Here is a 23,365-nt window from a genome sequence, read left to right as displayed (position 1 = left end):
CTCGGTGAGCGACCCGAGCACGCGGGCGAGCGCGTGGAACATCGGTGCGAGCAGCGGCGTTGAACGTATGCGGCGACCGGGAGGCGACCCTGCCCCTGCCCCAGGTGCCCCGCCACCCGGTTGCCGCATGTCTCGATCTCGTCGCTCGATCTGCTCGCTCACTTACGCTTCGGTCCGTGATCGAAGCAGTGCTGCTCGACGTCGGCGGCGTCTTCTTCCTGCCGTCACCGGAACGGCTCGCCCCGCTGGTGGAGCGGGCCGGTGTCGCGGTCGACCAAGACGCGTTCGACCGCGCGCACTACGCCGGGGTCGCCGCGATCCGCGAGTTCCGCGAGGGCGACGACGCGACGTGGACCACCTACCACGAGGCGTACGCGCGCGCGTGCGGCGTCGACGACGCGCGGCTCGTCGACACCATCGGCGTGCTGATGCAGGAGTGGGCGAGTAGCAGCGTCTGGACACGCCTCGTTCCCGGCGCCGTCGACGCGCTCGCCGCGCTCGCGGATCTCGGTGTGAAGCTGGCGATCGTGTCGAACTCGGACGGCACCGTCGAGACGCTGCTGCGTGAGCGCCGCGTGTGCCAGCTCGGCGCGGGCACGGGCGTGTGCGTCGACGCGATCCTCGATTCCAGCGTCGTCGGCTTCGCCAAGCCCGATCCGCGCATCTTCCACGTCGCGCTCGAGCGTCTCGGCGTGGACGCCGCGCACGCGATCCACGTCGGCGACACGCCTGGTGCCGACGTCGACGGCGCGCTCGCCGCCGGCATCCGGCCCGTGCTCCTCGATCCGCTCGACCTGCACGCGGAGCTGGACGTCACCCGTGTGCGCAGCCTCGCGGAGGTCGTCGACCTGGTCGTGGCGTCCCGGCAGGCGGGCGGCGCCAAAACCTAGAGTCGGCCCTCCGTTCCCCGCCCGCCCGTCGACCAGGAGCCGCGCGATGCCCGTCCTCGAAGAGATCTCCACCCGGCACTGCATCGTCGAGCGCGACGGTCCCGTCGTGACGCTGACCATGAACCGCCCCGAGAAGCGCAACGCGCTCAGCTCGGACATGCTCGTCGGGCTCGCGGACGGGTTCACCTACGTCGACGAGGAGCCCGAGGTCAGGGTCGCGATCCTCACCGGCGCGGGCGGGACGTTCAGCTCGGGCATGGACCTCGTCGCGGTGGGGACGCCCTCGGAGGACGAACGCGTCCGCCGCCGGATGTCCGAGGAGTCGAACCTCCACTGGAAGGGGCTCCTGCGCGACTACCGCCTCAGCAAGCCGCTGATCGCGGCCGTCGAGGGGTACGCCGTCGCGGGCGGCACCGAGATGCTCCAGGGGACCGACATCCGCATCGCGGGCGAAAACGCGACGTTCGGCGTGTGGGAGGCGAAGCGCGGCCTGTTCCCGCTCGGCGGCTCGTCGATCCGGCTCCCGCGCCAGATCCCCTACACGATCGCGATGGACATCCTCCTCAGCGCACGGCCGGTGACGGCGCGCGAGGCGCTCGACATCGGCCTCATCGGCAGGATCGTCCCGGACGGCACCGCGCTGCAGGCCGCGCGCGCGGTCGCGGAGCAGGTCGCGCAGTGCGGGCCGCTCTCGACGAAGGCGATCCTGCGCGCGTGGCGCGAGACCGAGGGCCTGCCCGACGCGGAGGCGATGGCGATCCAGGACAAGATCGGCTGGGAGGTCTTCGCGAGCGAGGACGCGAAGGAGGGCCCGCGCGCGTTCGCCGAGAAGCGGCCGCCTGTCTTCAAGGGCCGCTGAGACCTCGCGCCTCGTGGACATCGATGACACCGCCGCCGGTGCCGCGCCCGCCGGGTTCGCGACGCCAGCTCGGGTCCGGCTGGCCGGCGCGGCGCGTGACCTCGTCGACGCGGTCCTCGGCACGCTCGCGGTGGACGACGCCGTGCTCGACGCCGCGGCGCGCGACATCACGCGCGTCGCGGAGCACGTGCGCGCCGAGGCCGGACACGCGTACGGACGCAGCGGCGAGACGCCACCGGAATCCCACGACGACTACCTCCCCCGCAGCCCGGTCGTCGGGCACGCGAGCCCGATCGCACCACCGCTCGGCTGGGAGGTCGCCGGCGACGGGAGCGTCGTCGCGCGCGGCGAATTCCCTGTCGCGTGCGAGGGCCCGCCCGGCTACGTGCACGGCGGATGGGTCGCGCTCACGTTCGACGAGATCCTCGGCATCACGAACGCGGTCGCGGGATACGCGGGGATGACGGGACGGCTGACGATCCGCTACCGGCGTCCCACCCCGCTCGCGCGGCCGGTGCGCGTCGAGGGCCGGGTCGAGAAGGTCGAGGGGCGCCGGATCGTGACGCGCGCCCGCTTGCTGGTCGACGGCACGACGACGGCGGAGTCCGAGGGGCTCTTCGTGCGACCGTCGCCGGAGCGCGTCCGCGAGTACTTCGGCGACCGCCCCGCGTACGGGCGCGGGTCCGCGAGCTGACGTGGCGCTGCCTCGCGACGGCATCCCCGCGGAGGACGTCCTGCGCGAGCTCGCCGCGATGCGCGAGCACGACGTCGACTGGCGCGCGGGACGGTGCTTCAGCCTCGTGTACGACGGCGGCGAGGACGTGCGCGACGTCGCGCGTGCGGCCCACGACCTGTACCTCAGCGAGAACGCACTGAACACGAACGCGTTCCCGAGCCTCGCCCGGATGCAGTCCGACGTCGTGCGCTGCGTCGCCGACCTCGTCCACGGCGGCGACGACGCCGCGGGCTTCATGACCTCGGGCGGGACGGAGAGCATCCTGGTCGCGGTCAAGGCCGCGAAGGAGCGCGGTCGCGCCGAGCGCGGGATCACCGAGCCGGAGGTCGTCCTGGCCCGCAGCGCGCACGCGGCGTTCCACAAGGGCGCGCACGACTTCGGCGTCCGCACGCGCGTCGTGCCCGTGCGCGACGACTGGCGCGCCGACGTCGACGCCATGGCAGCGGCCGTGAACGAGAGCACCGTGCTCGTCGTCGGCTCTGCACCGCAGTACCCGCAGGGGGTCATCGACGACATCCCCGCGATCGCGCGGCTCGCGGCGAGCGTCGGTGCGAGCTGCCACGTCGACGCGTGCATGGGTGGCTTCGTGCTGCCGTTCGCGGAGCGGCTCGGTCGCGACGTCCGGCCGTGGGACTTCCGCGTCGACGGCGTGACGTCCATCTCGGCCGACGTGCACAAGCTCGGCTACGCGCCGAAGGGCGCGTCGGTGATCGTGCACCGCACCAAGCAGCTCCGCCGTTACCAGACGTTCGTGTTCAACGACTGGCTCGGCGGCCTCTACGCGTCACCCAACCTGCTCGGGACGCGCGCCGCGGGACCGATCGCAGCCGCGTGGGCCGTCCTCCACTACCTCGGCGAGGCGGGCTACACACGGCTCACCGAGCGCGCGCTCGACGCCGCGGCTCGGCTGACGCGCGGGATCCGGGCGATCGATCCGCTCGACGTGCGCGGCGAGCCCGACGCGCAGATCGTGTGCTTCGGCGCGCGCGACCCGGGCTCCTTCGACGCGTTCGCGCTCGGTGACGCGCTCGCGACGCGCGGCTGGTTCTTCGACCGCCAGACGCCGCCGGACAGCCTCCACGCGACGGTGAGCGCGGGGAACGCGCCCGCGATCGACCCGCTGCTGGAGGACGTCCGCGAGCTCGTGGGACGACTCGCCGGCGCGCACAGCGACGACCGCACGACGCAGTACTCGACCATGGAGTAGCGCCATGCCCCTGTCACACCGCGTCCCCGTCGACGACCGCGACGCGCAGCTCGAGGTCAACCCGATGTACGCCGGCATCGCCGATGTCGGCATCCCGCGCTACGAGCTGCCCCGCGGGGAGCTGCCGCCGTCGCTCGCCGCGCAGATCGTGCGCGACGAGCTGATGCTCGACGGCAACGCGCGGCTGAACCTGGCGACGTTCGTCACGACCTGGATGGAGCCCGACGCCGCCGCGCTGCTCGCCGAGTGCGCCGACAAGAACATGGTCGACCGCGACGAGTACCCGCAGACCGCGGAGATCGAGCGCCGCTGCGTCAACATCCTCGCCCGCATGTGGAACGCGCCCGAGGAAGGCGGCGCCGCCGTCGGCTGCTCGACGACGGGATCGAGCGAAGCCGCGATGCTCGGGGGGCTGTCCCTCAAGTGGCGATGGCGGGCGGGGCGGGGCGCCGTCGGTCTGCCGACGGATCGGCCCAACATCGTGATGGGTGCGAACGTCCAGGTCTGCTGGGACAAGTTCTGCCGGTACTTCGACGTCGAGCCGCGCCTCGTCCCGCTCGCCCGCGGCCGCCGCCACCTCACGGCGACGGAAGCCGTGCACCATTGCGACGAGCGCACGATCGGCGTCGTCGGCGTGCTCGGCTCGACGTTCGACGGGAGCTACGAGCCGATCGCGGAGATGGCACGGGAGCTCGACGCGCTCGCGGCGTCGGGCGGCCCGGACGTGCCGATCCACGTCGACGCCGCGTCGGGCGGGTTCGTCGCGCCGTTCCTCGATCCCGACCTGCACTGGGACTTCCGGCTCGCGCGCGTCGCGTCGATCAACGCGTCGGGCCACAAGTACGGGCTCGTGTACCCGGGCGTCGGTTGGATCGTCTGGCGCGACGAGGCCGCGCTGCCGCGCGACCTCGTCTTCTCGGTCGACTACCTCGGGGGCTCGGAAGCGACCTTCGCGCTGAACTTCTCGCGCCCCGGCGCGCCGATCGTCGCGCAGTACTACAACTTCCTCCGCCTCGGCCGCGACGGGTACGAGCGCGTGCAGCGCGCGACGCGCGACGTCGCCCGCCGCATCGCGTCCGGGATCGGCGCACTCGGGCCGTTCGAGCTCCTGACGCACGCGGAGCACATCCCCGTGTTCGCCTTCCGCGTCCGCGACGACGTGACGCGCTACTCCGTCTACGACGTCTCACGCGCGCTGCGCGAGCGCGGCTGGCTCGTGCCCGCATACCCCCTGCCGCCCGCGCTCGGCGACGTCCACGTGCTGCGCGTCGTGGTCCGCAACGGGTTCAGTGCCGACCTCGGCGACCAGCTCGTCACCGACCTGCGCCACGCCGTCACCGAGCTCGAGCGCCAGGCCGCGCCGTTGTCGGAACCGGACGCCGCGTTCCACCACTGACCCGGGGAATCGTCCATGCGCCGCTCGCCTGGCTCCACGCCCGGCCGGCGACGCATGGACGCCTCGGTCAGGTGAGCAGGGGGGCGACCGCCTCGCCGAGGATCGACGCGTTCTCCGGGTCGGCGGAGTCGACGGGTCCGAGGATGACCCACGTCGCGCCGACCAGCGCGAGCTCGCGCAGCGCGTCGGCGACCCGCTCCGGGCCACCCACGAGCGTTCCCGTCGACGGCTGCAACCGCTCCGCCTTCGCGGCCGCGGCCGCGTCCGTCTCCGCGACGACGACCAGCCCGCCCCAGGTCAGGTCGAATCGCGACGGGTCGCGCCCCACGCCTTCCACCATCTCGCGCACCAGCTCCGCGTCGCGCGCGAACGTCGCGTTCGGCACACCCCAACGGTTCCAGCCGTCGGACTCCGCCGCGACGTGACCGACGTTCACCGCCTCGCCCCCGACCCAGACCCGGTACCGGTGCTCGCGCGCCGCCTCGACCGTCAGACGGAGCGCGCCCACGCGCGACTCGACGGTCCCGAACCCGAGCCCGAACGACTCGTTCTCGGGTCGGCTCTCGGAGTCCCCCGCGCCGAGTCCCGCGATCAACCGGTCGCCTGCGATGCGGTGCACGGTCGCGAGCGCGTGGACGAGCACGGCCGGGGGTCGCAACGTGGCGCGCGCGACGAGCGTCCCGACCGCGATCGTCGCGGTGTCCTGCGCGATCGCACCGAGCAGCCCGGCGCACTCGAGCGCGGGGCGCCGCCTGCCGTCGCGGCCCGTCCGGAAGAGGTGGTCGTACACGAAGACGCCGTCGAGCCCGGACCGCTCGGCCGCCGCCGCGACCGCGAGCGCCGGCTCCGCGTCCGCGCGGAACGACGGCAACGTGATCCCGATGTTCATCCCGCGCGCCGCTTCACGCGAGCATCGCGAGCGCGGCCGCGCCGATCATCCCGGCCTTCTCGCCGAGCGTCGCCGCGACGATCTCGGGCTGCGGTCGGCGTGCCGCGCCCTCGATCCGTCCCGTGAACGCGTCCCGCATCGGCCGCAGCAGCGTCTCGCCCATCTCGATGAGCCCGCCCGACACGACGATGCGCGTCGGGTCGAGGATGTTCGCGAGACCCGCGAGGCCGATCGCGACGTTCGTCGCGTACGCGGTGACGAGCGCGCGCGCGTCCGGTGCCCCGGCACGGACGGCCGCGGTCACGTGGTACCCGGTGATCGCGTCGACGTTGCCGGCCGCGGCCTCGACCACGCTCGGGGCGTGGCCCGCGGCCGCCGCCTCGCGCGCCATCCGGCCGAGCGCGGTGCCGGACGCGATCGCCTCCCAGTGCCCGCGCTCGCCGCACGCGCACAACGGCCCGTCGGGGTCGACCTGGAAGTGGCCGATCTCGGCGGCGAAGCCGTGGCCGCCGCGGTACAGGTGACCGTCGGTCACGATCCCGCCGCCGACGCCGGTCCCCAACGTGATGAGCAGGCAGTTGTTGCAGCCGGCCGCCGCGCCGAAGCGGGCCTCGCCCCACGCGGCGACGTTCGCGTCGTTGTCGACGACGACGGGCAACCCGGTCGCGTCGGTGAGCGCGTCGCGCAACGGGACGCCGAGGATCCCGTGGATGTTCGGCGCGTAGTGCACGACGCCGTCGAAGTCGACGAGCCCGGCGATGCCGACTCCGACGGCCGCGACGTCCGGCGGGTCGTCGCGGAGATCCGCGATGACACCCAGGAGCGCGTCGACGAGCTCGCGCTCGCCGTCGGGCGTCGGACGGTGACGCTCGCGGACCACCTCACCGTCGCTCGTCACGACCGCGCCGCGGACGTTCGTGCCGCCGACGTCGATCCCGATGGTCGGCGTCACGCGATGTCGATGCGCCGCACGCGCGGTTGCGCCTCCGGTGCTGCCCCGACCGGCTCCGTGCGCCGATCGAGCTGCTGCTCCGCGGCACGCACGACGGTCTCGAGCGCGAGGAGCAGCTCGCGCGTCGCGGCGAGGAGGTGGACGGTCGTCTCCGGTTGCGCGTCACGGAGGACGCCGGCGAGGAACCCGAGCGGGCAGGCGTCGCAGGCCGGTGTGCGGGCCTCGTCGTCGTGGACCGTCATGACGCGAACTCCACCTCGAGACGGTCGCCGTTCATCCGCGCGCCGACGACGTCGCGGCGGCGCAGGCTGTCCGGGAGGACGAGCGCCCGCCGGTACGACCCGACCGCGAGCAGGAGCTCGCCGTCCGCCCGGCCGAGCTCGACGTCACCGCGTTCGGTGAACGGAAGGTGCATCGACAGCACGAGCGAGTCGCCGACCGCGTCGACGCGGAACGGCTCGCCCGTCGACAGGCGCGCCTCGGGCGCACGGTCGCGGTAGAGCGCGTCACCGAACTCGCGCAACCGCGCGGCGCCGACGAGCTCGTGGGGTGTGAGGTCCGCGGTCAGGACGGGCACGGGCACGAACGCGGCGCGCACGGCGTCGAGGTGCTCGGCCTGCGAGTCCTTCCACGTCGCGAACCACGGATCGCGAACGGCGTCGGGCAGCAGGCGGTTCGCGACGATCGCGTCGACGTGGTACCCGAACAACGACAGGTACGTGTACGTCCGGCGCGCCTCGGCGAGGACGACGCGCTCCGCGTTGACGACGATGCGCGCGCTCGTCACGTCACCGTCGGTGAGGAGGTCGCGCACGCCGTCGAGGCGGTCGTAGAAGCGCCGCAGCGCGCCGAACACGTCGTCACCCGCGACCGGAAGCGTCGACACGCGCGACAGCAGCGGGCGGACCGCGCGTGTCACGCTGCGCGTGGCCGGGAACACGCGGTCCATGTACCAGCCCAGGACGTCGGGCAGCGACAGCAGCCGCACGGTCTCCGCGGTCGGCGCGCAGTCGACGACGACGACGTCGTACTCGCCCGACGTCGCGAACTCACGGATGTCCGCGAGCGCGAACACCTCGTCGAGCCCGGGGACGACCGACAGCTCCTCGGCCTCGACGGCACCGGCACCGGCCCAGTCGAGCAGCGTCACGACGTACTCCCGCACGGAGCCCCAGACGTCCTCGAGCCGGGCACGGGCGTCGAGCTGCTGACCGTGGAGGCCGCGTGCGATTGGCGTCGGGGCGTCGCCCAACGGGACGTCGAACGCGTCGGCGAGGGAGTGCGCGGGGTCGGTCGAGCACACGATCGTGCGCAGACCGGCGCGCGCGGTGAGCAGCGCGGTCGCGGCCGCGACGGTCGTCTTCCCGACGCCGCCCTTGCCCGTGAAGAGCAGGATGCGCATATACCGGCGGGAGGCTAGTGCCGTGTCACTCGTGCGAGGCCGAAACGGTCACGCGCGCTCGACTTCGCGCTTCAGCTCCTTCAGCGCGCTGCCCATGATCAACCCGGCCGCGCGCCGCTTGATGATCCCGGGCAGCGGGACCGACAGCTCGACGGCGAGGTCGTACGTGACACGCGTGCCGCCGCCGTCGGGCTCGAAGCGGTAGGCGCCGTCGAGCCGGCGGAGCATGTCGCCCTCGACGAGTGTCCACGAGAACGTGCCCGGCGCGTCGGCGTAGTCGTACGCGAGGACGTAGCGGATCGTCCGCCCCATCGCGGCGGCCCGGAACTCGACCCGAGTGCCGCGGCCCTCGGCGTCGCGCTCGACGACCTCGGCCTCCTTCACGTCCCGCGCCCACTCGGGGTAGCGCTCGAAGTCCGTCGCGACCTCGAAGCAGCGCGCCGGCGACGCGTCCGTCCGGATCCGCTCACTCACCTGGTCGGCCACCACGCCTCCTTCCCGGGGACGCGACAGTCTCGCCCCGACGGCGGTCGTCACGCACCGGACGCGGCGGGAAGACACCGTGGCGCGCCGCCCAGAGGCCGTTGAACCCGAGCGGCAGCATCGGGACGAGGACCCCGAACGGGTTCGACGCCGCCGTCCCCGCCGCGACGGCGATCGACGCGGCGAGCGCGCCGAACAGGTGCCACTGCACGCGCCGCGGTGCCGAACCCGCGAGGAAGTAGAGGTTCGACACGACGACGTTGTCGCCGCGCGTCGTGCGGGCCACTGCGATCGCGAACGACCAGATCCACACGAGCAACCCGATCGCGAACAGGCCGAGCGCGACCGCGATCGCGGTGTCGTCGAACGCCGTGAGGCCGGCCGCCGCCGGTACCGCGACGATCGCGAACAGCCCGACCGAGGCCCACGACGCGACCAGGATCCGGTCGCCGCGGTGGTCGTCGACCGGGACGGGCTGCGTCGCGGTCTTGGATGCGGGCCGCGCCGCGCCCGGCGTGCGGGCCCGCGCCGGCGCGGGCGCGGTGCGTGTCGCCGGTTGCTTCGGCCGGCCCGCCGGGCGCCGCTTCCCGCTCACCCCGCAGAGGCTACGGGATGCTCATCGCGTTCCGAGCAGCGGACCGACGTCGAGATCGCCCGCGGCAAGCGGCGCGAGCCGGCCGACGAGGACGTCGTACGAGAACTCGTCCACGGCGCGCCGCCGGCCCGCGTCTCCCATCGCGCCACGCCGCTCGTCGTCGCGCAGCAGGGCGTCGAGCACGCGCGCGAGCGCGGCGGTGTCGCGCGGCTCGACCACCACACCCGTGACGCCGTCCGCGACCGCCTCGTGCGCGCCGCCGCTGCGACCGGCGACGGCGGGGAGCCCGCTCGCAGCGGCTTCGAGGAACACGATCCCGAAGCCCTCCGCCTCGAGGCCGCCCCACCGCTCGCGGCACGGCATCGCGAACACGTCCGCGGCCCGGTACAGCGCGGGGAGGCGGTCGTCCGGGACCCGTCCGAGGAACCTCACGCGGTCGGCGACGTCGCGCGCCGCGGCGCGCCGCTCGAGGCGGGCGCGGTCGCGACCGCCGCCCGCGAGGACGAGTACCACCTCGTCGTCGAGCCGCGCGACGGCGTCGATCAACGCGTCGAACCCCTTGCGCGGCACGAGCCGGCTGACGCCGAGGATCACCGGTCGCGCGACGGGCAACGGGAACGACTCGCGAATCGAGTCGCGTTCGGCGGCGTCCGCCGCAGGCCGGAAGCGATCGATGTCCACACCGGGCGGCACCACGACGCCGCGCAACGCGCGCCGCGCCGTCCGCTCCGCCTGTCGCGCCGGATACGTCCCCGCCGCGACGACCGCCGCCGCGTGACGCAGCACCCACCGGCCGGCCGCGCCGCTGACGGGTACCCGTCCGTACACGGTGATCTCGGAGCCGTGCGCGACGACGGCGTACGGCGCGGCGCGCAGGCGCGGACCGATCGCGCCGACCGGGAGCATCGGATCGACGAAGACGACGTCGGCACGCAGCTCGCGCGCGAGCGCGTCGACGTCGCGCGTGAGCGACGGCGTCGGCAGCAGGAACGTCTGCTTCGTGCGCACGACGCGGTACGGCTGCTCGGTGTCGAAGGCCGCGTCACCGTCGTACGGCGTCGTCAGCACGGTCGTGTCCGCGGGCGGCAACCGCCGCCACAGCTCGTACAGGTACGACTGGATGCCGCCGAGCTTGGGCGGGAAGTCGTTCGTGACGAGCAGCGAGGGCAAGGGGTGGAACGAGGCGTCGCGACGCGTCAGACGTCGCTGCCGAGCAGCACGCGTGAGCGACCGGCGCGCACGGAGCGCAGCACCGCGACGCGCAGGTCCTCGTACGTGAGCCGGTACGTCGAACGGCACGCGCGCGTCGCGCACGTGTACGTCATCGCCTCACCGGGGAGGTCGCGACCGGACGCGACCCACGGACGACGCGGCCCACGAAGTCGCAACCGGCTGCGCCGGGCCGGCGCGCCGCGCGGGACGAGCTGCGGGCGGTAGAACACCCAACCCCGTCCGACGTCGACGCTCATCTCGTCGAGGACGTTCCCGCACCGGCCGCACAGCAGCGGCATCACGGGAATCGTGCCGAAGTCCTGCACGGCGTCCGGGAGCACGGGCCTGCAGTGTACCGACGGCATCGTGCGCGATCGCGGATCCACGCGCGGCTCGCGCGCGAGCGGCTATTCAGCGCGCGCGTGGGCGACGGCGCCGTCGAACGCGGTGGGTCCGTCGGCGAGCATCCGCCGGTACTGCATCAGCTGGCGCGGCCGGCTGCAGCCGAGCGCGCCCGTGAGGCAGCCGTCGCGGCCGAACAGCGCGACGAACCTCCGCTCCGCGGTCGTGCCGTGGACGATCTCGACGTCGTCGTCACCGGTCACGTGGCCGACGACCTGGATCTTCACGTCGTACTGGTCCGACCACACGAACGGCACCGGCGCGTACGGGTCGCCCGGTCCGTCACCGGCGAGCAGACGCCGCGCGGCCGCGACTCCCTGCTCCGTCGCGTTCGTCCAGTGCTCGAGACGCATCGAGGTGCCGAAGCGCGGGTTCGTCCAGCGGGCGAGGTCACCGGCGGCCACGACGCCGGGCGCGGCGAGGCACGTCTCGTCGCACACGACCCCGTCGGCGAGCGTCAGACCCGACCCCTCGAGCCATCGCGTCTCGGGCACCACGCCGATGCCGACCACCACGACGTCGGCGTCGATCGTCGTGCCGTCGTCGAGTCGCACGCGCTCGACGCGCCCGTCTCCCTCGATCGCCGCGACACCGACACCGCAGCGGAGGTCGACGCCGTGATCGCGGTGGATCGCGCCGAGGACCGCACCGATGACGGGACCGACGCCGCGCACGAGCGGCGCGGGCAACGCCTCGAGCACCGTCACGTCGAGCCCCCGCGCGCGACACGTCGCCGCGACCTCCGCGCCGATGAAGCCCGCACCCACGACCACGACGCGCGGGCGCCCGTCGAGCAGCTCGGCGATCGCGAGCGAGTCCTCGATCGTGCGCAGCGTGAAGACACCGGCCAACGGCGGCGTCGCGGGCAACGTGCGGGGCGTCGAGCCCGTCGCGACGACCAGGCCGTCGAACGGCAGCCGTTCGCCGTCGTGCAACGTGACCTCGCGCGTACCGAGGTCGAGCGCGGTCGCGCGCCGTTCGAGGCGCCAGTCGAGGTCCAGGTCGTCGAACGGCTGCCGGCGCAGCGCGAGCTGCTCGGGGCCCCACTCGCCCGCGAGCACCTGCTTCGACAGCGGCGGGCGGTCGTACGGCAGGTGCGGCTCCGCGCCGACGAGCACGAGCCGGCCGTCGTAGCCCTCGTGCCGGAGCGTCTCGACCGCGCGCAGCCCCGCGAGCGACGCGCCGACGACGACGACGGACCGCAACGACACCGATTTCTCCCCCGTTCACCCGCGCGAAGGGCGGAAACCCTAGCGGCGCACCCGTTGGCGAGATTGCTGACTCCGGCGTCATACTCTTCCGCCCACCGTCCCGGAGTCCGCCATGCCTTCCAGCGCCGCCCCGGTGGACGTGTCCGGTCGGCCGCTCGCCCTGCGCGACGTCGACATCGACGCGTTCCTGCACCCGAAGACCGTCGCCGTCATCGGCGCGTCGGAGAGCCTCAGCAAGCCGAACGGCGCGATGACCCGCAAGTTCAAGGCGTGGTCCGAGCAGCACGGCGCGACGTTCGTGCCCGTCCACCCCGAGCACGACGAGATCTACGGCGAGAAGGTCTACCGGAGCGTGTTCGACGTCCCCGGCGACATCGACCTCGCGATCATCCTTACGGGCGCGGCCGTCGACACGTTCGAGGAGGTGCTGCAGCGCAAGGCGAAGTTCGCGGTCATCTTCGCGGCCGGCTTCTCGGAGACGGGTGACGAGGGCGAGAAGCTCGAGGCGCGTCTCGACGGTCTCGTGCGCAGCGGCGACGTCCGCCTGCTCGGACCGAACACGAACCTCAACGCGTTCGAGGAGTTCCGCGCCGATCTCACGGGCCCGTCGATCGCGCTGGTGACCCAGAGCGGGCACCAGGGCCGTCCAGTGTTCCAGGGGCAGGAGATCGGCATCCGGCTCACGCACTGGGCCCCGACGGGCAACGAGGTCGACCTCGAGTTCGCGGACTTCGCCGCGTACTTCGCCGACCAGGACGAGGTCGGTGTCGTCGCCGCGTACATCGAGGGCTTCAAGGACGGCCGCACGCTGATGCTCGCGGCGGACCACTGCGCGCGGCTGCGCAAGCCGATGGTGATCGTCAAGGTCGGTCGCACCGACGAGGGCACGTCGATGGCGAAGGCCCACACCGGTCACCTGACCGGCTCCGACGCCGTCACGTCCGCGGTCTTCCGGCAGTTCGGGATCACGCGCGTCGACGGTCTCGACGAGCTGCTCGACACCGCGGCCGCGCTCGCGAGGACCCGCCCCCGCGACGGCGAGCTGCCTTCGTGGCTGTCAGGCGGCGACCGGAGCAGCCCGAAGGGTGCGAAGGGAGCTCGCGGGAGCGGCGAGCTTGCGAGCGCGACCAGCGCGACCAGAGAGCCCGGCGTCGCGATCTACGCGATCTCCGGCGGGACGGGCGCGCACATGGCGGACATGGCCGCGGCCGCGGGACTGCGACTGCCCGAGCTGACGAAGGAGACGCAGCGCGCCCTGCACGACGGACTCATCCCGTCGTACCTGCGCGTCAGCAACCCGGTCGACTGCGGCGGACCGCCGGTGATGACACCCAAGGGCCGCAAGATCCTCGACCTCATCGTCGCCGACCCGAACGTCGACGTGATCATCTGCCCGATCACCGGCGCGCTCGAGACGATGTCGCAACCGCTGGCGCGCGACCTCGTCGCGGTCGCGCAGACGACGGACAAGCCGATCTTCGTGATCTGGGGCTCGCCCGTCGGCACCGAGCCTGCGTACCGCGACGTGCTCCTGCAGTCGCAACTGCCCGTCTTCCGCACGTTCCACAACTGCGTGCAAGCCGTGAAGGCCTACGTCGACTACTGGCGGTTCGCGCAGCGCTACCGGTCGCCGTTCGACGATGCGCCCACCGAGCCGCTGCCCGCGGCGAAGAGGGCGCGCCGGATCCTCCGCGACGCGGAGCCGGGCGACGGGTTGTCGGAGCACGCGTCGAAGCAGGTGTTGAAGGCGTACGGCATCAAGTCGTCCCGCGACGTGCTGTGCGAGAGCGCGACGGCCGCGGTGAGGGCCGCGCAGTCGCTCGGGTTCCCCGTGGTGATGAAGGTGTCGTCTCCGGACCTGCTGCACAAGAGCGACCTCGGCCTCGTGAAGGTCGGCGTCGACTCCGCCAAGCAGGTGCGCGCGATCTACGACGAGCTCATGACGCGTGCACGGCGCGCGGGCGGCAAGCGCGTGCGCATCGACGGCGTGCTCGTGTCCGAGATGGTGACGGGCGGCGTCGAGACCGTCGTCGGCGTCTCCCAGGACCCGCTGTTCGGGCCGGTCGTGATGGTCGGGCTGGGCGGCATCTTCGTCGAGGTCCTGAAGGACGTCACCTTCCGCGTCCCGCCGTTCGACCGCGACGAGGCCGAGCGCATGCTGCACGAGCTGCAAGGCTTCCCTTTGCTCGAAGGCGTGCGCGGCGGCAAGCCTGTCGACGTCGGCGCGCTCGTCGACGTCGTCATGAAGGTGCAGCGCCTCGCGCTCGACCTCGCCGGCGACGTCGCCGAGCTCGACGTCAACCCGCTCGTCGTGCGGCCGCGCGGTGCGGTCGCCCTTGATGCACTCGTGGTCAAGAAGTAGCGAGAGGAACCAATGAAGATCGTCGACGATGCCGTGCGCGACAAGGCCGACGAGGAGCTCCTGTCGCGGCTCGACAACGGCGTGCTGTGGCTGACGCTGAACCGCGCGAACAGCGGCAACGCCATCCCGTACTACGTGCGCGACCGGCTCATCGAGCACTTCCGCGACGCGCACGCCGACCTCGCCGTGCGGGCGATCGTCCTCACCGCCGCGGGTGAGCGTCACTTCTGCACGGGCGCGGACCTCGCGGTGCGCCCGGATCCCGCGCCGCAGCCCGAGGGCGCGCCCGAGCGCGTCCCCGGCACCGCCATCAACATGATGAAGGCGGGCTTCCAGCAGCTGATGGAGACGATGCAGGACTGCGAGAAGCCGATCGTCTGCGCGCTCAACGGCACCGCGGCGGGCGGCGGGGCGATGCTCGTCCTCGCGTCGGATCTCGTGATCGCGGCCGAGAACGCGAAGATCATCCAGGTGTTCGTGCGGCGCGGGCTGATCCCCGACGGCGGCAGCGCGTACCTGCTCCCCCGCCTCGTCGGGCTGCACAAGGCGAAGGAGCTCGTGTTCTTCGGCGACGACCTGTCGGCGACGGACGCCGAGCGTCTCGGCATCGTCAACAAGGTCGTGCCCGCCGACCAGTTGCAGGACACCGCGAAGGAGTGGGCCGAGCGGCTCGCGTCCGGCCCGACGAAGGCGATCGGCTGGGCGAAGCGCCTCCTGCAGGACGCGTCGACGCTCGACCGCGGCGCGTTCCTGCGGGAAGAGGGCACCTACGTCGAGCTCGTCGGCGGCACCGAGGACTCCAAGGAGGGTGTCGCCGCGTTCATGGAGCGCCGCCCGACGGAGTTCAAGGGATGGTGACGATCGTTCATGCGTCGGCAAGCCGTGCTGAGCGCGGTTCTTCGACGCATGAAGCGCGCCCGGCATGAGCGGGCCGCTGACCGACAAGACCGCGATCGTCGGGATCGGGCAGACGACCCTCGGCAAGGGTCTCCCCCAGTCGGAGCTCGAGCTCGCGTGCATCGCGATCAAGAACGCGCTCGACGGGTGCGGCATCGCGCCGTCGGAGGTCGACGGGCTGGCGTCGTACACCATGGAGCAGAACCGCGAGGTCGACGTCGCCCGCAACGTCGGCATGGGTGAGATCACGTGGTTCAGCCAGATCGGCTTCGGCGGCGGCGCGGGGTGCGGCGTCGTCGGGCAGGCCGCGATGGCAGTCGTGACGGGCCAGGCCGAGATCGTCGTCGCGTGGCGGGCCCGCAAGCGGGCGGCCGCGACGAGCCGGCCGTGGGCCCAGATCGAGCAGCGTGTCGGCGGCGACCACCAGTGGTCGCGACCGTTCGGGTTGCTGCGCCCCGTCGACGAGATCGCGATGCTCACCCGTCGGTACATGCACGAGTACGGCGGCACGCGCGACCACCTCGCCAACGTCGCGCTCGCGGCGCGCAAGCACGCCAACCGCAACCCGGCAGCGACCATGTACGAGCGACCGTTGACGCGCGAGCAGTACATGGAGGCGCGCTGGATCTCCGAGCCGCTGTGCCTCTTCGACAACTGCCTCGAGACCGACGGCGCGCTCGCCGCGGTGATCACGTCGGCGGAGCGCGCGCGTGACCTGCCGAACAAGCCCGCGTACATCCACGCGTTCGCGCAGAGCATCCCGCCGCAGCACCAGACGATGACGAACTACTTCACCGACGACCCGCTGCGGGGCCCCGCGTGGGCGTGCGCGCGCAAGCTCTGGTCGACGTCGGACTTCACGCCTGCCGACATCAAGGTCGCCCAGCTCTACGACGCGTTCAGCCCGCTGATCATCCTGTCGCTCGAGGGCTACGGGTTCTGTGAGCGCGGCGAGGGCGGACCGTTCACCGACGACGGCGCGATCGAGCTCGGCGGCCGGCTGCCGGTGAACACGTCCGGTGCGGGGATGAGCGAGGCGTACGTGCACGGCTTCAACCTGATCACCGAGGGCGTCCGGCAGGTGCGCGGTACCTCGACCGCGCAGGTCGAGGGGACGGACAACTGCCTCGTCACGAGCGGCGAGGGCGTACCGACGAGCGCGCTCGTCCTGAGGAGCTGACGTGACCGCCGTGCAACCCGGTCAGCAGTCGGGCTTCGTGCTCCCGCTGCTCGAGGGGGACGAGGGCGCCGAGTTCTGGCAGGGGTGCGCCCGTCACGAGCTCCTCGTGCAGGTGTGCGGGAACTGCGGACGTCGCCGCATGCCGCCCCGGCCGATGTGCCCGTACTGCCACTCCACGGAGCGGCGGTGGGAGCCGACGTCGGGACGCGCCACCGTGTGGTCCTACGTCGTCGCGCACCCGCCGCTGCTCCCCGCGTACGGAGCGCTCGCGCCCTACAACGTCGTGGTCGTCGCGCTCGACGAGGAGCCGGGGATCCGCTTCGTCGGGAACCTCGTCCCCGCCGAGGACGGCGCGATCAACGAGGTCGACCGGGCGACGATCGAGATCGGCATGCCGGTACGGGTCGTGTTCCAACCGGTGGGCGACGTCACGTTCCCCCGCTGGACGCCCGTCTGATCACGACGCGACGTCGATCGCTCCGCTCCCGCTCGGCTCCTTCCGCTCGGCTGCGCCTCGCTCCATCCGCTCCGCTCGCTACGCGAGACGACGCCGGGCGCCGGGTCGCGGGAGGGGGAGTTCGCGCGGACCCGACGCGGCGGCGTCGAGAACAGATGGGCGCGTGGTGCGCGCCGCGGATCTGGTGTCGTCAGGCGGCCTGACGGGCGACGGCGGAACGCCGGGCCCGCAGGGCGTTGAGGACCTGCTCCCACTCGAGCTGGCGGGCCACCCACGTGAGGGCGTGCTGGCGGCGCTCGGCCTCCCGGCGGGTCTCGATGCTGGTCGGGGCTGCGGTCATGCTCGTTCGTCCTCGTTCAGCTTGCGCTGCGGTGCACAAGCACTGTGTGTTCGTACTGTGTAACAATCGGCACGTGAGCGTGTTCCCTGAAAGTATTTACTCTCACAGTCCGTACTGTCAAGTACGTGACGGGAGTCACCGACAGGGCGGGTGCGGGGCGCGAGCATGAGACCCGTGGCCGAGACGCAGTGGCGGATCGACGACCTGGCGCACCGGGCCGGCCTGACCGTCGACACCATCCGCTTCTACCAGCGTGAGGGCCTCCTTCCCCCGGCCGCCCGCTCGGGCCGGACGAAGGTGTACGGCCCCGAGCACCTGGAGCGGCTCGAGCGCATCCGCGACCTGCAGGAGCGCCGCTTCTCGCTCGCCGCGATCCGGGCCCTGCTCGATGCCGACCGCCCCGGGATGATCGACGGGATCTTCGGCTCGACCGGGCCCGACTACGACTTCGACACGCTCGTGGAGCGGTCCGGGCTCGAGCGCGACCTCGCGCAACGGTTCCGTGAGGTCGGGCTGCTGCGGGACCCGGGCGAGTTCGGCCGCGACGCGTACGACGGCGCCGATCTCGACGTGCTGCGCGCGGCGGCCGAGCTGCGCAAGGTCGGACTGCCGGCCGACATCGTCGTCGAGCTCGTGTCCATCTATGTCGTCGGCGTCGAGCAGATGCAGTCGCAGGTCGTCGGTCTGTTCCGCGGTGAGCGCGGACCGGCGTGGCAGCCGGGCGAGCTGGAGGCGTTCCAGAACCAGGCCGCGGCGTCGGCGGCGAACCTCCTGCCGATCGTCGGTCGCATCGTCGAGTACGTGCACCAGCGCACGCTGCAACGCCTGACCCTCGCCGCCGTCGAGCGCGAGCGTGCCGAGCACGGAAAGGCCGACTCGCGCGACGACGTCACCGACGAGGTCCCCGCCGTCGAACGCTGAGACGCGACGCGCGGCGCGCTACGCGTCGTCGAGGTGGAAGACCCGGGCCGCGTTCCCGCCGATGATCGCCTCGCGCTCCTCCTTCGGGAGGCCGCCCATCGTCTCCTCGATCACCTTGCGCGAGTGCGGCCAGTCGTTGCCGTGGTGCGGGTAGTCGCTCGACCACATCATGTTCTCGACGCCGACCTTGTGGCGCAGGTCGATGCCCGAGCGGTCGGTGATGAACGAGGCGCACATGTTGCGGTACCAGTACGTCGAGGGCGGCTCGGAGATCGGCAGCTCGCCCCACGACCGGTTGCGCCAGAACTTGTCGTCCATCATCTCGAGAAAGTGCGGGATCCACCCGACGCCCGTCTCGATCCACGCGATCCGCAGCTCGGGGAACCGCTCGAACACGCCGGTGAAGATCATCTGGGAGATGTTCGCCGGCACCATCGAGAAGACGTTGCCGAGACCGCCGACGGCCTTCGCCTTCGCGGCCTCGCCCTTCCCGCCGTAGATGCTCTGCGTCCCCTGTGACGCGGCCTTGCGCTGCGCCTGACGCTGCGCGCGCGACACGACGTTGATGTGGATGGAGATCGGCATCCCCTCGTCGCATGCCGCGGCCCAGAACGGGTCGTCCGCGGTCGAGACCGCGTTGTTGCCCGAGGGCCAGTTCGACACGACGACGCCCTTCGCGCCGCGCGCCTTCGCCTTGCGGAGGCCGTCGACCGCGCTGTCGATCCCGAGCGACGGGATCTGCGCGAGCGCGATGAGGCGTGTGGGGTCGGGCGCGCAGAACTCGTCGAAGAGGAAGTCGTTGTACGCCTGCACGCCGGCGAGCACGAAGTCGTCGTCCTCGTCGCCAAGGAAGTGCCCGATGGTGCGCTGCGGCGCGTAGAGGAACTCGGCGTCGACGCCGTCCGCGTCCATGTCCTTCAGGCGCTCCGCGCCGTTGTAGCAACCGGGGCGCGCCTCGTCGTAGGTGACGCCCGTCCACCGGAACTGGTCGAACGGCATGCCCGGCGTCGCGGTCAGTCCGATCGGGTCGGGCGCGGCCGCGCCGGCGAACTGCCAGGCATCGCCGCCTTCGGCGTCCTTCACGAGTTGCGGCGCCTTGTCCTGGTACTTCTTCGGGAGGTGGTTCTTCCAGATGTCGGGCGGCTCGAGGATGTGGCAGTCCGCGTCGACGATGCGGTACTTCGACATGGAGCACGTCCTTTCGATCTCGCACGTCGATCTCGAGCGCCGCCGGAGCGCCCGACGGGAGACGGGGCGCGGCGTCGAGCGGCGTCCCGATTGTGGAGTTCCCTGACGCGCGTGTCAACTCTGATGCACCGTCAGAACCGTGCTCCCGAGTGGTCGTGGAACCGGCGTTAGGGTGACGCCCGCGTCAGGTGCGCGAGCGGCGAGCTCGCGCCGCGCGACCAGGGGCTGCGCGAGCGGGGAGCTTGCGAGCGCGACCAAAGGCTCAGACGGGAGCGTGATGGCCGAGCGACTGCTCGAAGGCGTGTTCGTGGTCGACCTCGCGGCCGAGCCGGCCGCGATGACGAGCCGGGTCCTCGGCGATCTCGGCGCGCACGTCGTGAAGGTCGAGCCGCCCGAGGGCGACCCGCTACGCGTGGAGACGCACCGGTTCGCGGCCTGGAACGCGGGCAAGGAGAACGTGCGCGTCTCCGGACCCGACGACGCCGAGCTCGACGCGCTGCTCGCGCGTGCCGATGTCGTCGTCGACACGCCCACGCACCCCGGGGCGTGGCGCATCGACCCCGCGCGGGCGCCGCACGCCGTGTGGGTGAGCGTCACGCCGTTCGGTCTCGACGGGCCGCGCGCGTCGTGGCGGGCGTCGGACCTCGGCGTGATGGCCGCGAGCGGGAACATGTTCTGCACGGGCGATCCCGATCGCGCGCCCGTGCGCTGCACCGAGCCGTCGGGCTATGCGCACTCCGCCCCCGAGGCCGCGTTCGCCGCGCTGACCGCGCTCGCCTCGGGCCGGCCGCAGCGCGTCGACCTCTCGATGCAGGAGGTCGTCCTGATCGCGAACATGACCGCGCCCGCCAACTACCCGAAGACCGGGTTCCGGGGGTCGCGTCGCGGGGCGAACATCGGCCGTACGCGCGAGATCTGGCCGACGCTCGACGGCTACGTCTCGTTCGGCCTGCGCGGGGGCAAGGCACGCGTGCCGAGCCTCGAGACGCTCACGAAGCTCGTCGCCGCGGACGGGATCGAGGCGACGGTGATGACCGAGCGCGACTGGTCAGAGTTCGCACCCAACACCGCGACCGACGAGGAGCTCGCCGCGATCGAGCGCGCGGTCGGTGAGTACTTCGCGCGCCACACGAGCCAGGAGCTGTACGAGATCGCGTGCGAGACGAACCTGATGCTCGCGCCCGCGAACTCGCCGAAAGAGATCTACGCGAGCAAGCAGCTCGAGGCCCGCGACTTCTTCGGTCCGGTCGGCGACTACGAGCGGTTCCCGCGCTCGTTCGTCGCGGTCCGCAGCGTGGACGGGAACGCGGCCCCGGCCGAACCCCGACCCCCTTCCCGCGTTGGGACAGAAACGCGGCGTATGGCCGACAAAGTGTCCCAACGCGGTGACGGGCTCGGGGCCTGGGCGGGGGTCAACATCCTCGAGTTCGGGTCGGGCGCGGCGGGGCCGATCGCGACGCGCTACTTCGTCGAGCACGGTGCGACGGTGTTGCGCGTGGAGTCGAAGAGCCGGCCCGACTTCCTGCGCGTCTACGCGCTCGGGCCCGACAACCCGCATGGGCTCGAGGGCGCGCCGATGTACGACGGCCTGAACGTCGGCAAGCGCAACGTCACGTTCAACCTGAAGAACCCCGCGGCGGTCGACCTGGTGAAGCGACTGGTCGTCGAGTGGGCCGACGCGGTCGCCGAGAACTTCGCGCCGCGCGCGATGCGCGGGTTCGGGCTCGACTACGACACGCTCGCACGCGAGAAGCCCGACCTCGTCATGATCAGCGCGTGCCTGAACGGTCAGACGGGCCCGTACCGCGACTACCCGGGGTTCGGCAGCCAGGGGTCCGCGCTTTCGGGCTTCAACTGGCTGACGGGATGGCCCGACCGCGAGCCCGTCGGCCCGCACGGGACGATCACGGACTCGCTCGCGCCCCGCTTCGTGTCGACCGCGCTCGCGGCCGGTCTGCTCTACCGCGCGCGCACGGGGCGGGGCGTGTACCTCGACCTGTCGCAGGTCGAGGCCGCGATGTGGTCGCTCACGCCGTGGCTGCTCGCGTACGAGCACGACGGTGTGATCGGTGTGCGCGACGGCAACCGGTCGTCGCGCGCCGTGCCCCACGGTGCGTTCCCGTGCACCGGCGACGACCGCTGGGTCGCGATCGCCGCGTGGACCGACGACGAATGGGCCCGCCTCGCGGAGATCATCGGTGTGGACGATCCGTCGCTCGCGACGTTCGACGCCCGCCGCGTGCGCATCGACGAGGTCGAGGCGGCGGTGTCCGCGTGGACGCGCACGCGTACGCGTGAGGAGGTCGCCGATCGGCTGCAGGCGGCCGGGATCGAGGCCGTGCCGGTCCAGGACTTCGGGGACCTCCACGACGACCCGCAGATCGCAGCGCGCGACCACTTCGTGCGTCTCACGCACCCCGTGATGGGGCCGGGCCTCTACGAGCGCAACGGGTTCCGGCTCTCGGACGCGCCGAGCGGCTACGACCGTTCGGGCCCGACGCTCGGTCAGGACAACGACTGGGTCCTCGGCGACCTGCTGGGCCTGTCGCCCGACGAGCAGGAGAAGCTCCGCGCCGACGGCGCGGTCGAGTAGCGCGCCGTACCATCCGGCGCGTGCGCGGCACGCACGGCGGGGAGGACGACGACCTCGTCGTCATCGACCTCGACGGCGAGGAGCCCGCGTCCGCCGCCCGCACGCCTTCACTCACCCACCCGCGGCACGAGCGGCGCATGCATGCGATCGCCGCGCTGACAGTCGTGGCAGTTGTCGCCGTCGCCGCGCTCGTGACGGTGCGCGCGGAGCACCACAGGCATCACGCGCTGCTCCCCTTCGCGACGGGCACCGCGCTGGTGACCGCGGATGGCACGACGCTCCGGCGCGTCGACGTCGACACGGGTGCCGAACGCACCGCGCGCTACGACGCGCTCGCGCAACCGGGCCCTGTGACCCTGACGCTCGCGACCCACGACGCGCTCGTTGCCGCCCTCCCTTCCACGCCGAACTCCCCCGTCCTCTCCACGTACCTGGTGCCTGCGGACCTTGCCGGCACGCCGGTTCCGGTCGCGACGAGCGCGGACGCGCTCGTCGCCGCGCCCGACGGCCGTCATGTGGTCCTGGCCAAGAGCGGTAGCGGCAACCTCTTCGCGGTCGACGTACACGGCCACGTCGTGGAGGAACCGAGCGGGGACACGCTCTACCCGTCGCCCCTCGCCGCGCTGCGAGATGGGTTCGTGACCGCGGGGTGGAGCTTCCACGAGCTCGACGGCGACACGACGCTCGTGCGCGACGGCCGGGTGATCGGTGCGGGTGGGACGCGCGTCGCGTGGGTGCGCGCGTGTGACGCGACACGCTGTCCGCTCGTCGTCACCGACGTCGACGGCGGCGCCGACCGCTCCTTTGCCGAGCCCGCGCTCGCGCCGCTCCTGTCCCCCTACTTCGCGGCGGGCGTCTCGATGAACACCGAGCTGTTGGGGCGCGTCTCGAGCGACGGGCGTGATCTCGTGGTCGTCGGTCCGGACCGCTCGGTCGTGGTCGTCGACCTCGACACCGGCGCGGCCCAACGCCTGCGCGTCCGCGCGTTCGACCTCCACGCGGTCGCGTGGTCGCCCGACGGCCGTACGCTGTTCGTGCTCGACACGGGATCGCGCCGACCGCGGCTCGTCGCGGTGGTCCCCGAGACCGGCGCGACGCACGCACTCCGCACGCGCATCGGCACGGGGACGGCGTCGCTCGTCGCCGTGCCCGGCCCGAGACAGGGACCGAGACGCGCGACGGCACCCGAGCCG

23 protein-coding genes are annotated in these 23,365 nt (G+C 72.5%); 12 read left to right on the top strand and 11 right to left on the bottom strand.

What is annotated here, in order from left to right:
* The first annotated feature begins 176 nt into the window (after positions 1-176).
* The 5 genes from VFC33_18520 (at position 177) to VFC33_18500 (ending at position 5,088) form a co-directional block, all read left to right on the top strand.
* Entirely contained in the window at positions 177-890 is a 714-nt protein-coding gene (locus tag VFC33_18520) for an HAD family hydrolase (GenBank protein ID HZR15236.1), read from the top strand.
* Between the two features lie 46 nt (positions 891-936).
* Entirely contained in the window at positions 937-1,749 is an 813-nt protein-coding gene (locus VFC33_18515) for a crotonase/enoyl-CoA hydratase family protein (GenBank protein HZR15235.1), read from the top strand.
* A 13-nt stretch (positions 1,750-1,762) separates the two neighbouring features.
* Complete coding sequence (locus VFC33_18510) at positions 1,763-2,443, top strand: PaaI family thioesterase (GenBank protein ID HZR15234.1); 681 nt, start codon at positions 1,763-1,765, stop codon at positions 2,441-2,443.
* 1 nt (position 2,444) lies between these two features.
* On the top strand, positions 2,445-3,692 hold the full coding sequence (locus VFC33_18505) for an aminotransferase class V-fold PLP-dependent enzyme (protein HZR15233.1): 1,248 nt from the start codon (positions 2,445-2,447) through the stop codon (positions 3,690-3,692).
* A 64-nt stretch (positions 3,693-3,756) separates the two neighbouring features.
* Entirely contained in the window at positions 3,757-5,088 is a 1,332-nt protein-coding gene (locus VFC33_18500) for a glutamate decarboxylase (protein ID HZR15232.1), read from the top strand.
* Between the two features lie 67 nt (positions 5,089-5,155).
* Here VFC33_18500 and VFC33_18495 read toward each other — a convergent pair whose 3' ends face one another.
* The 9 genes from VFC33_18495 to VFC33_18455 form a co-directional block, all read right to left on the bottom strand.
* Positions 5,156-5,977, bottom strand: a complete 822-nt coding sequence (locus VFC33_18495) for an LLM class flavin-dependent oxidoreductase (GenBank protein HZR15231.1) — start codon at positions 5,975-5,977, stop codon at positions 5,156-5,158.
* A gap of 13 nt (positions 5,978-5,990) precedes the next feature.
* Positions 5,991-6,929, bottom strand: coding sequence for an ROK family protein (locus VFC33_18490; GenBank protein ID HZR15230.1), 939 nt, complete (start codon positions 6,927-6,929; stop codon positions 5,991-5,993).
* Complete coding sequence (locus tag VFC33_18485; protein ID HZR15229.1) at positions 6,926-7,171, bottom strand: hypothetical protein; 246 nt, start codon at positions 7,169-7,171, stop codon at positions 6,926-6,928. The genes VFC33_18490 and VFC33_18485 overlap by 4 nt, the downstream gene beginning before the upstream one ends.
* Positions 7,168-8,331 carry a TRC40/GET3/ArsA family transport-energizing ATPase gene (locus tag VFC33_18480; GenBank protein ID HZR15228.1) on the bottom strand — a complete coding sequence of 388 codons (1,164 nt, stop codon included), beginning with the start codon at positions 8,329-8,331 and terminating at the stop codon, positions 7,168-7,170. The genes VFC33_18485 and VFC33_18480 overlap by 4 nt, the downstream gene beginning before the upstream one ends.
* Before the next feature lie 48 nt (positions 8,332-8,379).
* Positions 8,380-8,817 carry an SRPBCC family protein gene (locus VFC33_18475; protein HZR15227.1) on the bottom strand — a complete coding sequence of 146 codons (438 nt, stop codon included), beginning with the start codon at positions 8,815-8,817 and terminating at the stop codon, positions 8,380-8,382.
* Positions 8,798-9,409: a hypothetical protein gene (locus VFC33_18470; protein HZR15226.1), complete on the bottom strand. Its 612-nt coding sequence runs from the start codon at positions 9,407-9,409 to the stop codon at positions 8,798-8,800. Before VFC33_18470 ends, VFC33_18475 begins: the two co-directional genes overlap by 20 nt.
* A gap of 21 nt (positions 9,410-9,430) precedes the next feature.
* Positions 9,431-10,579 (bottom strand): glycosyltransferase family 4 protein, encoded by a 1,149-nt coding sequence (locus VFC33_18465; GenBank protein HZR15225.1) that lies wholly within the window; start codon positions 10,577-10,579, stop codon positions 9,431-9,433.
* Between the two features lie 26 nt (positions 10,580-10,605).
* Positions 10,606-10,962: a hypothetical protein gene (locus tag VFC33_18460; GenBank protein HZR15224.1), complete on the bottom strand. Its 357-nt coding sequence runs from the start codon at positions 10,960-10,962 to the stop codon at positions 10,606-10,608.
* Positions 10,963-11,028: 66 nt separating this feature from the next.
* Positions 11,029-12,234: an FAD/NAD(P)-binding oxidoreductase gene (locus tag VFC33_18455; protein HZR15223.1), complete on the bottom strand. Its 1,206-nt coding sequence runs from the start codon at positions 12,232-12,234 to the stop codon at positions 11,029-11,031.
* A 112-nt stretch (positions 12,235-12,346) separates the two neighbouring features.
* On the opposite strand from VFC33_18455, the gene VFC33_18450 reads away from it, so the two are divergent.
* The 4 genes from VFC33_18450 to VFC33_18435 all read left to right on the top strand — a co-directional run bounded on the left by VFC33_18450 (position 12,347) and on the right by VFC33_18435 (position 17,130).
* Positions 12,347-14,596, top strand: coding sequence for an acetate--CoA ligase family protein (locus VFC33_18450; protein ID HZR15222.1), 2,250 nt, complete (start codon positions 12,347-12,349; stop codon positions 14,594-14,596).
* Between the two features lie 12 nt (positions 14,597-14,608).
* The gene (locus tag VFC33_18445) at positions 14,609-15,454 is read left to right on the top strand and encodes an enoyl-CoA hydratase-related protein (GenBank protein ID HZR15221.1); all 846 of its coding nucleotides are present in this window, start codon (positions 14,609-14,611) and stop codon (positions 15,452-15,454) included.
* A 64-nt stretch (positions 15,455-15,518) separates the two neighbouring features.
* Positions 15,519-16,673 carry a lipid-transfer protein gene (locus VFC33_18440; protein ID HZR15220.1) on the top strand — a complete coding sequence of 385 codons (1,155 nt, stop codon included), beginning with the start codon at positions 15,519-15,521 and terminating at the stop codon, positions 16,671-16,673.
* A gap of 1 nt (position 16,674) precedes the next feature.
* Positions 16,675-17,130, top strand: coding sequence for an OB-fold domain-containing protein (locus tag VFC33_18435; GenBank protein HZR15219.1), 456 nt, complete (start codon positions 16,675-16,677; stop codon positions 17,128-17,130).
* 190 nt (positions 17,131-17,320) lie between these two features.
* On the opposite strand, the gene VFC33_18430 is transcribed toward VFC33_18435, so the two are convergent.
* Positions 17,321-17,470, bottom strand: coding sequence for a hypothetical protein (locus tag VFC33_18430; protein ID HZR15218.1), 150 nt, complete (start codon positions 17,468-17,470; stop codon positions 17,321-17,323).
* A gap of 174 nt (positions 17,471-17,644) precedes the next feature.
* On the opposite strand from VFC33_18430, the gene VFC33_18425 reads away from it, so the two are divergent.
* Positions 17,645-18,391 (top strand): MerR family transcriptional regulator, encoded by a 747-nt coding sequence (locus VFC33_18425; protein HZR15217.1) that lies wholly within the window; start codon positions 17,645-17,647, stop codon positions 18,389-18,391.
* Positions 18,392-18,409: 18 nt separating this feature from the next.
* On the opposite strand, the gene VFC33_18420 is transcribed toward VFC33_18425, so the two are convergent.
* Positions 18,410-19,579 (bottom strand): amidohydrolase family protein, encoded by a 1,170-nt coding sequence (locus VFC33_18420; GenBank protein HZR15216.1) that lies wholly within the window; start codon positions 19,577-19,579, stop codon positions 18,410-18,412.
* Positions 19,580-19,856: 277 nt separating this feature from the next.
* Between VFC33_18420 and VFC33_18415 the strand changes: the two genes are divergently transcribed.
* Positions 19,857-22,172, top strand: a complete 2,316-nt coding sequence (locus VFC33_18415; protein ID HZR15215.1) for a CoA transferase — start codon at positions 19,857-19,859, stop codon at positions 22,170-22,172.
* Positions 22,173-22,192: 20 nt separating this feature from the next.
* A partial coding sequence (locus tag VFC33_18410) for a hypothetical protein (protein ID HZR15214.1) occupies positions 22,193-23,365 on the top strand: 1,173 nt, incomplete at its 3' end.

Source organism: Acidimicrobiia bacterium, assembly GCA_035651955.1.
Lineage (GTDB): Bacteria > Actinomycetota > Acidimicrobiia > IMCC26256 > JAMXLJ01 > JAMXLJ01.
The sequence above is the reverse complement of the archived record's forward strand: the minus strand, read 5'-3'. Positions and strand labels throughout refer to the sequence as shown.

What these genes read in the sequence shown, in the direction of transcription:
- VFC33_18515 (HZR15235.1), top strand. Translation starts at nt 937, where the DNA reads ATGCCCGTCCTCGAAGAGATCTCCACCCGGCACTGCATCGTCGAGCGC.
- VFC33_18500 (HZR15232.1), top strand. Translation starts at nt 3,757, where the DNA reads ATGTACGCCGGCATCGCCGATGTCGGCATCCCGCGCTACGAGCTGCCC.
- VFC33_18495 (HZR15231.1), bottom strand. Translation starts at nt 5,977, where the DNA reads ATGAACATCGGGATCACGTTGCCGTCGTTCCGCGCGGACGCGGAGCCG.
- VFC33_18485 (HZR15229.1), bottom strand. Translation starts at nt 7,171, where the DNA reads ATGACGGTCCACGACGACGAGGCCCGCACACCGGCCTGCGACGCCTGC.
- VFC33_18480 (HZR15228.1), bottom strand. Translation starts at nt 8,331, where the DNA reads ATGCGCATCCTGCTCTTCACGGGCAAGGGCGGCGTCGGGAAGACGACC.
- VFC33_18450 (HZR15222.1), top strand. Translation starts at nt 12,347, where the DNA reads ATGCCTTCCAGCGCCGCCCCGGTGGACGTGTCCGGTCGGCCGCTCGCC.
- VFC33_18445 (HZR15221.1), top strand. Translation starts at nt 14,609, where the DNA reads ATGAAGATCGTCGACGATGCCGTGCGCGACAAGGCCGACGAGGAGCTC.
- VFC33_18440 (HZR15220.1), top strand. Translation starts at nt 15,519, where the DNA reads ATGAGCGGGCCGCTGACCGACAAGACCGCGATCGTCGGGATCGGGCAG.
- VFC33_18430 (HZR15218.1), bottom strand. Translation starts at nt 17,470, where the DNA reads ATGACCGCAGCCCCGACCAGCATCGAGACCCGCCGGGAGGCCGAGCGC.
- VFC33_18420 (HZR15216.1), bottom strand. Translation starts at nt 19,579, where the DNA reads ATGTCGAAGTACCGCATCGTCGACGCGGACTGCCACATCCTCGAGCCG.
- VFC33_18415 (HZR15215.1), top strand. Translation starts at nt 19,857, where the DNA reads ATGGCCGAGCGACTGCTCGAAGGCGTGTTCGTGGTCGACCTCGCGGCC.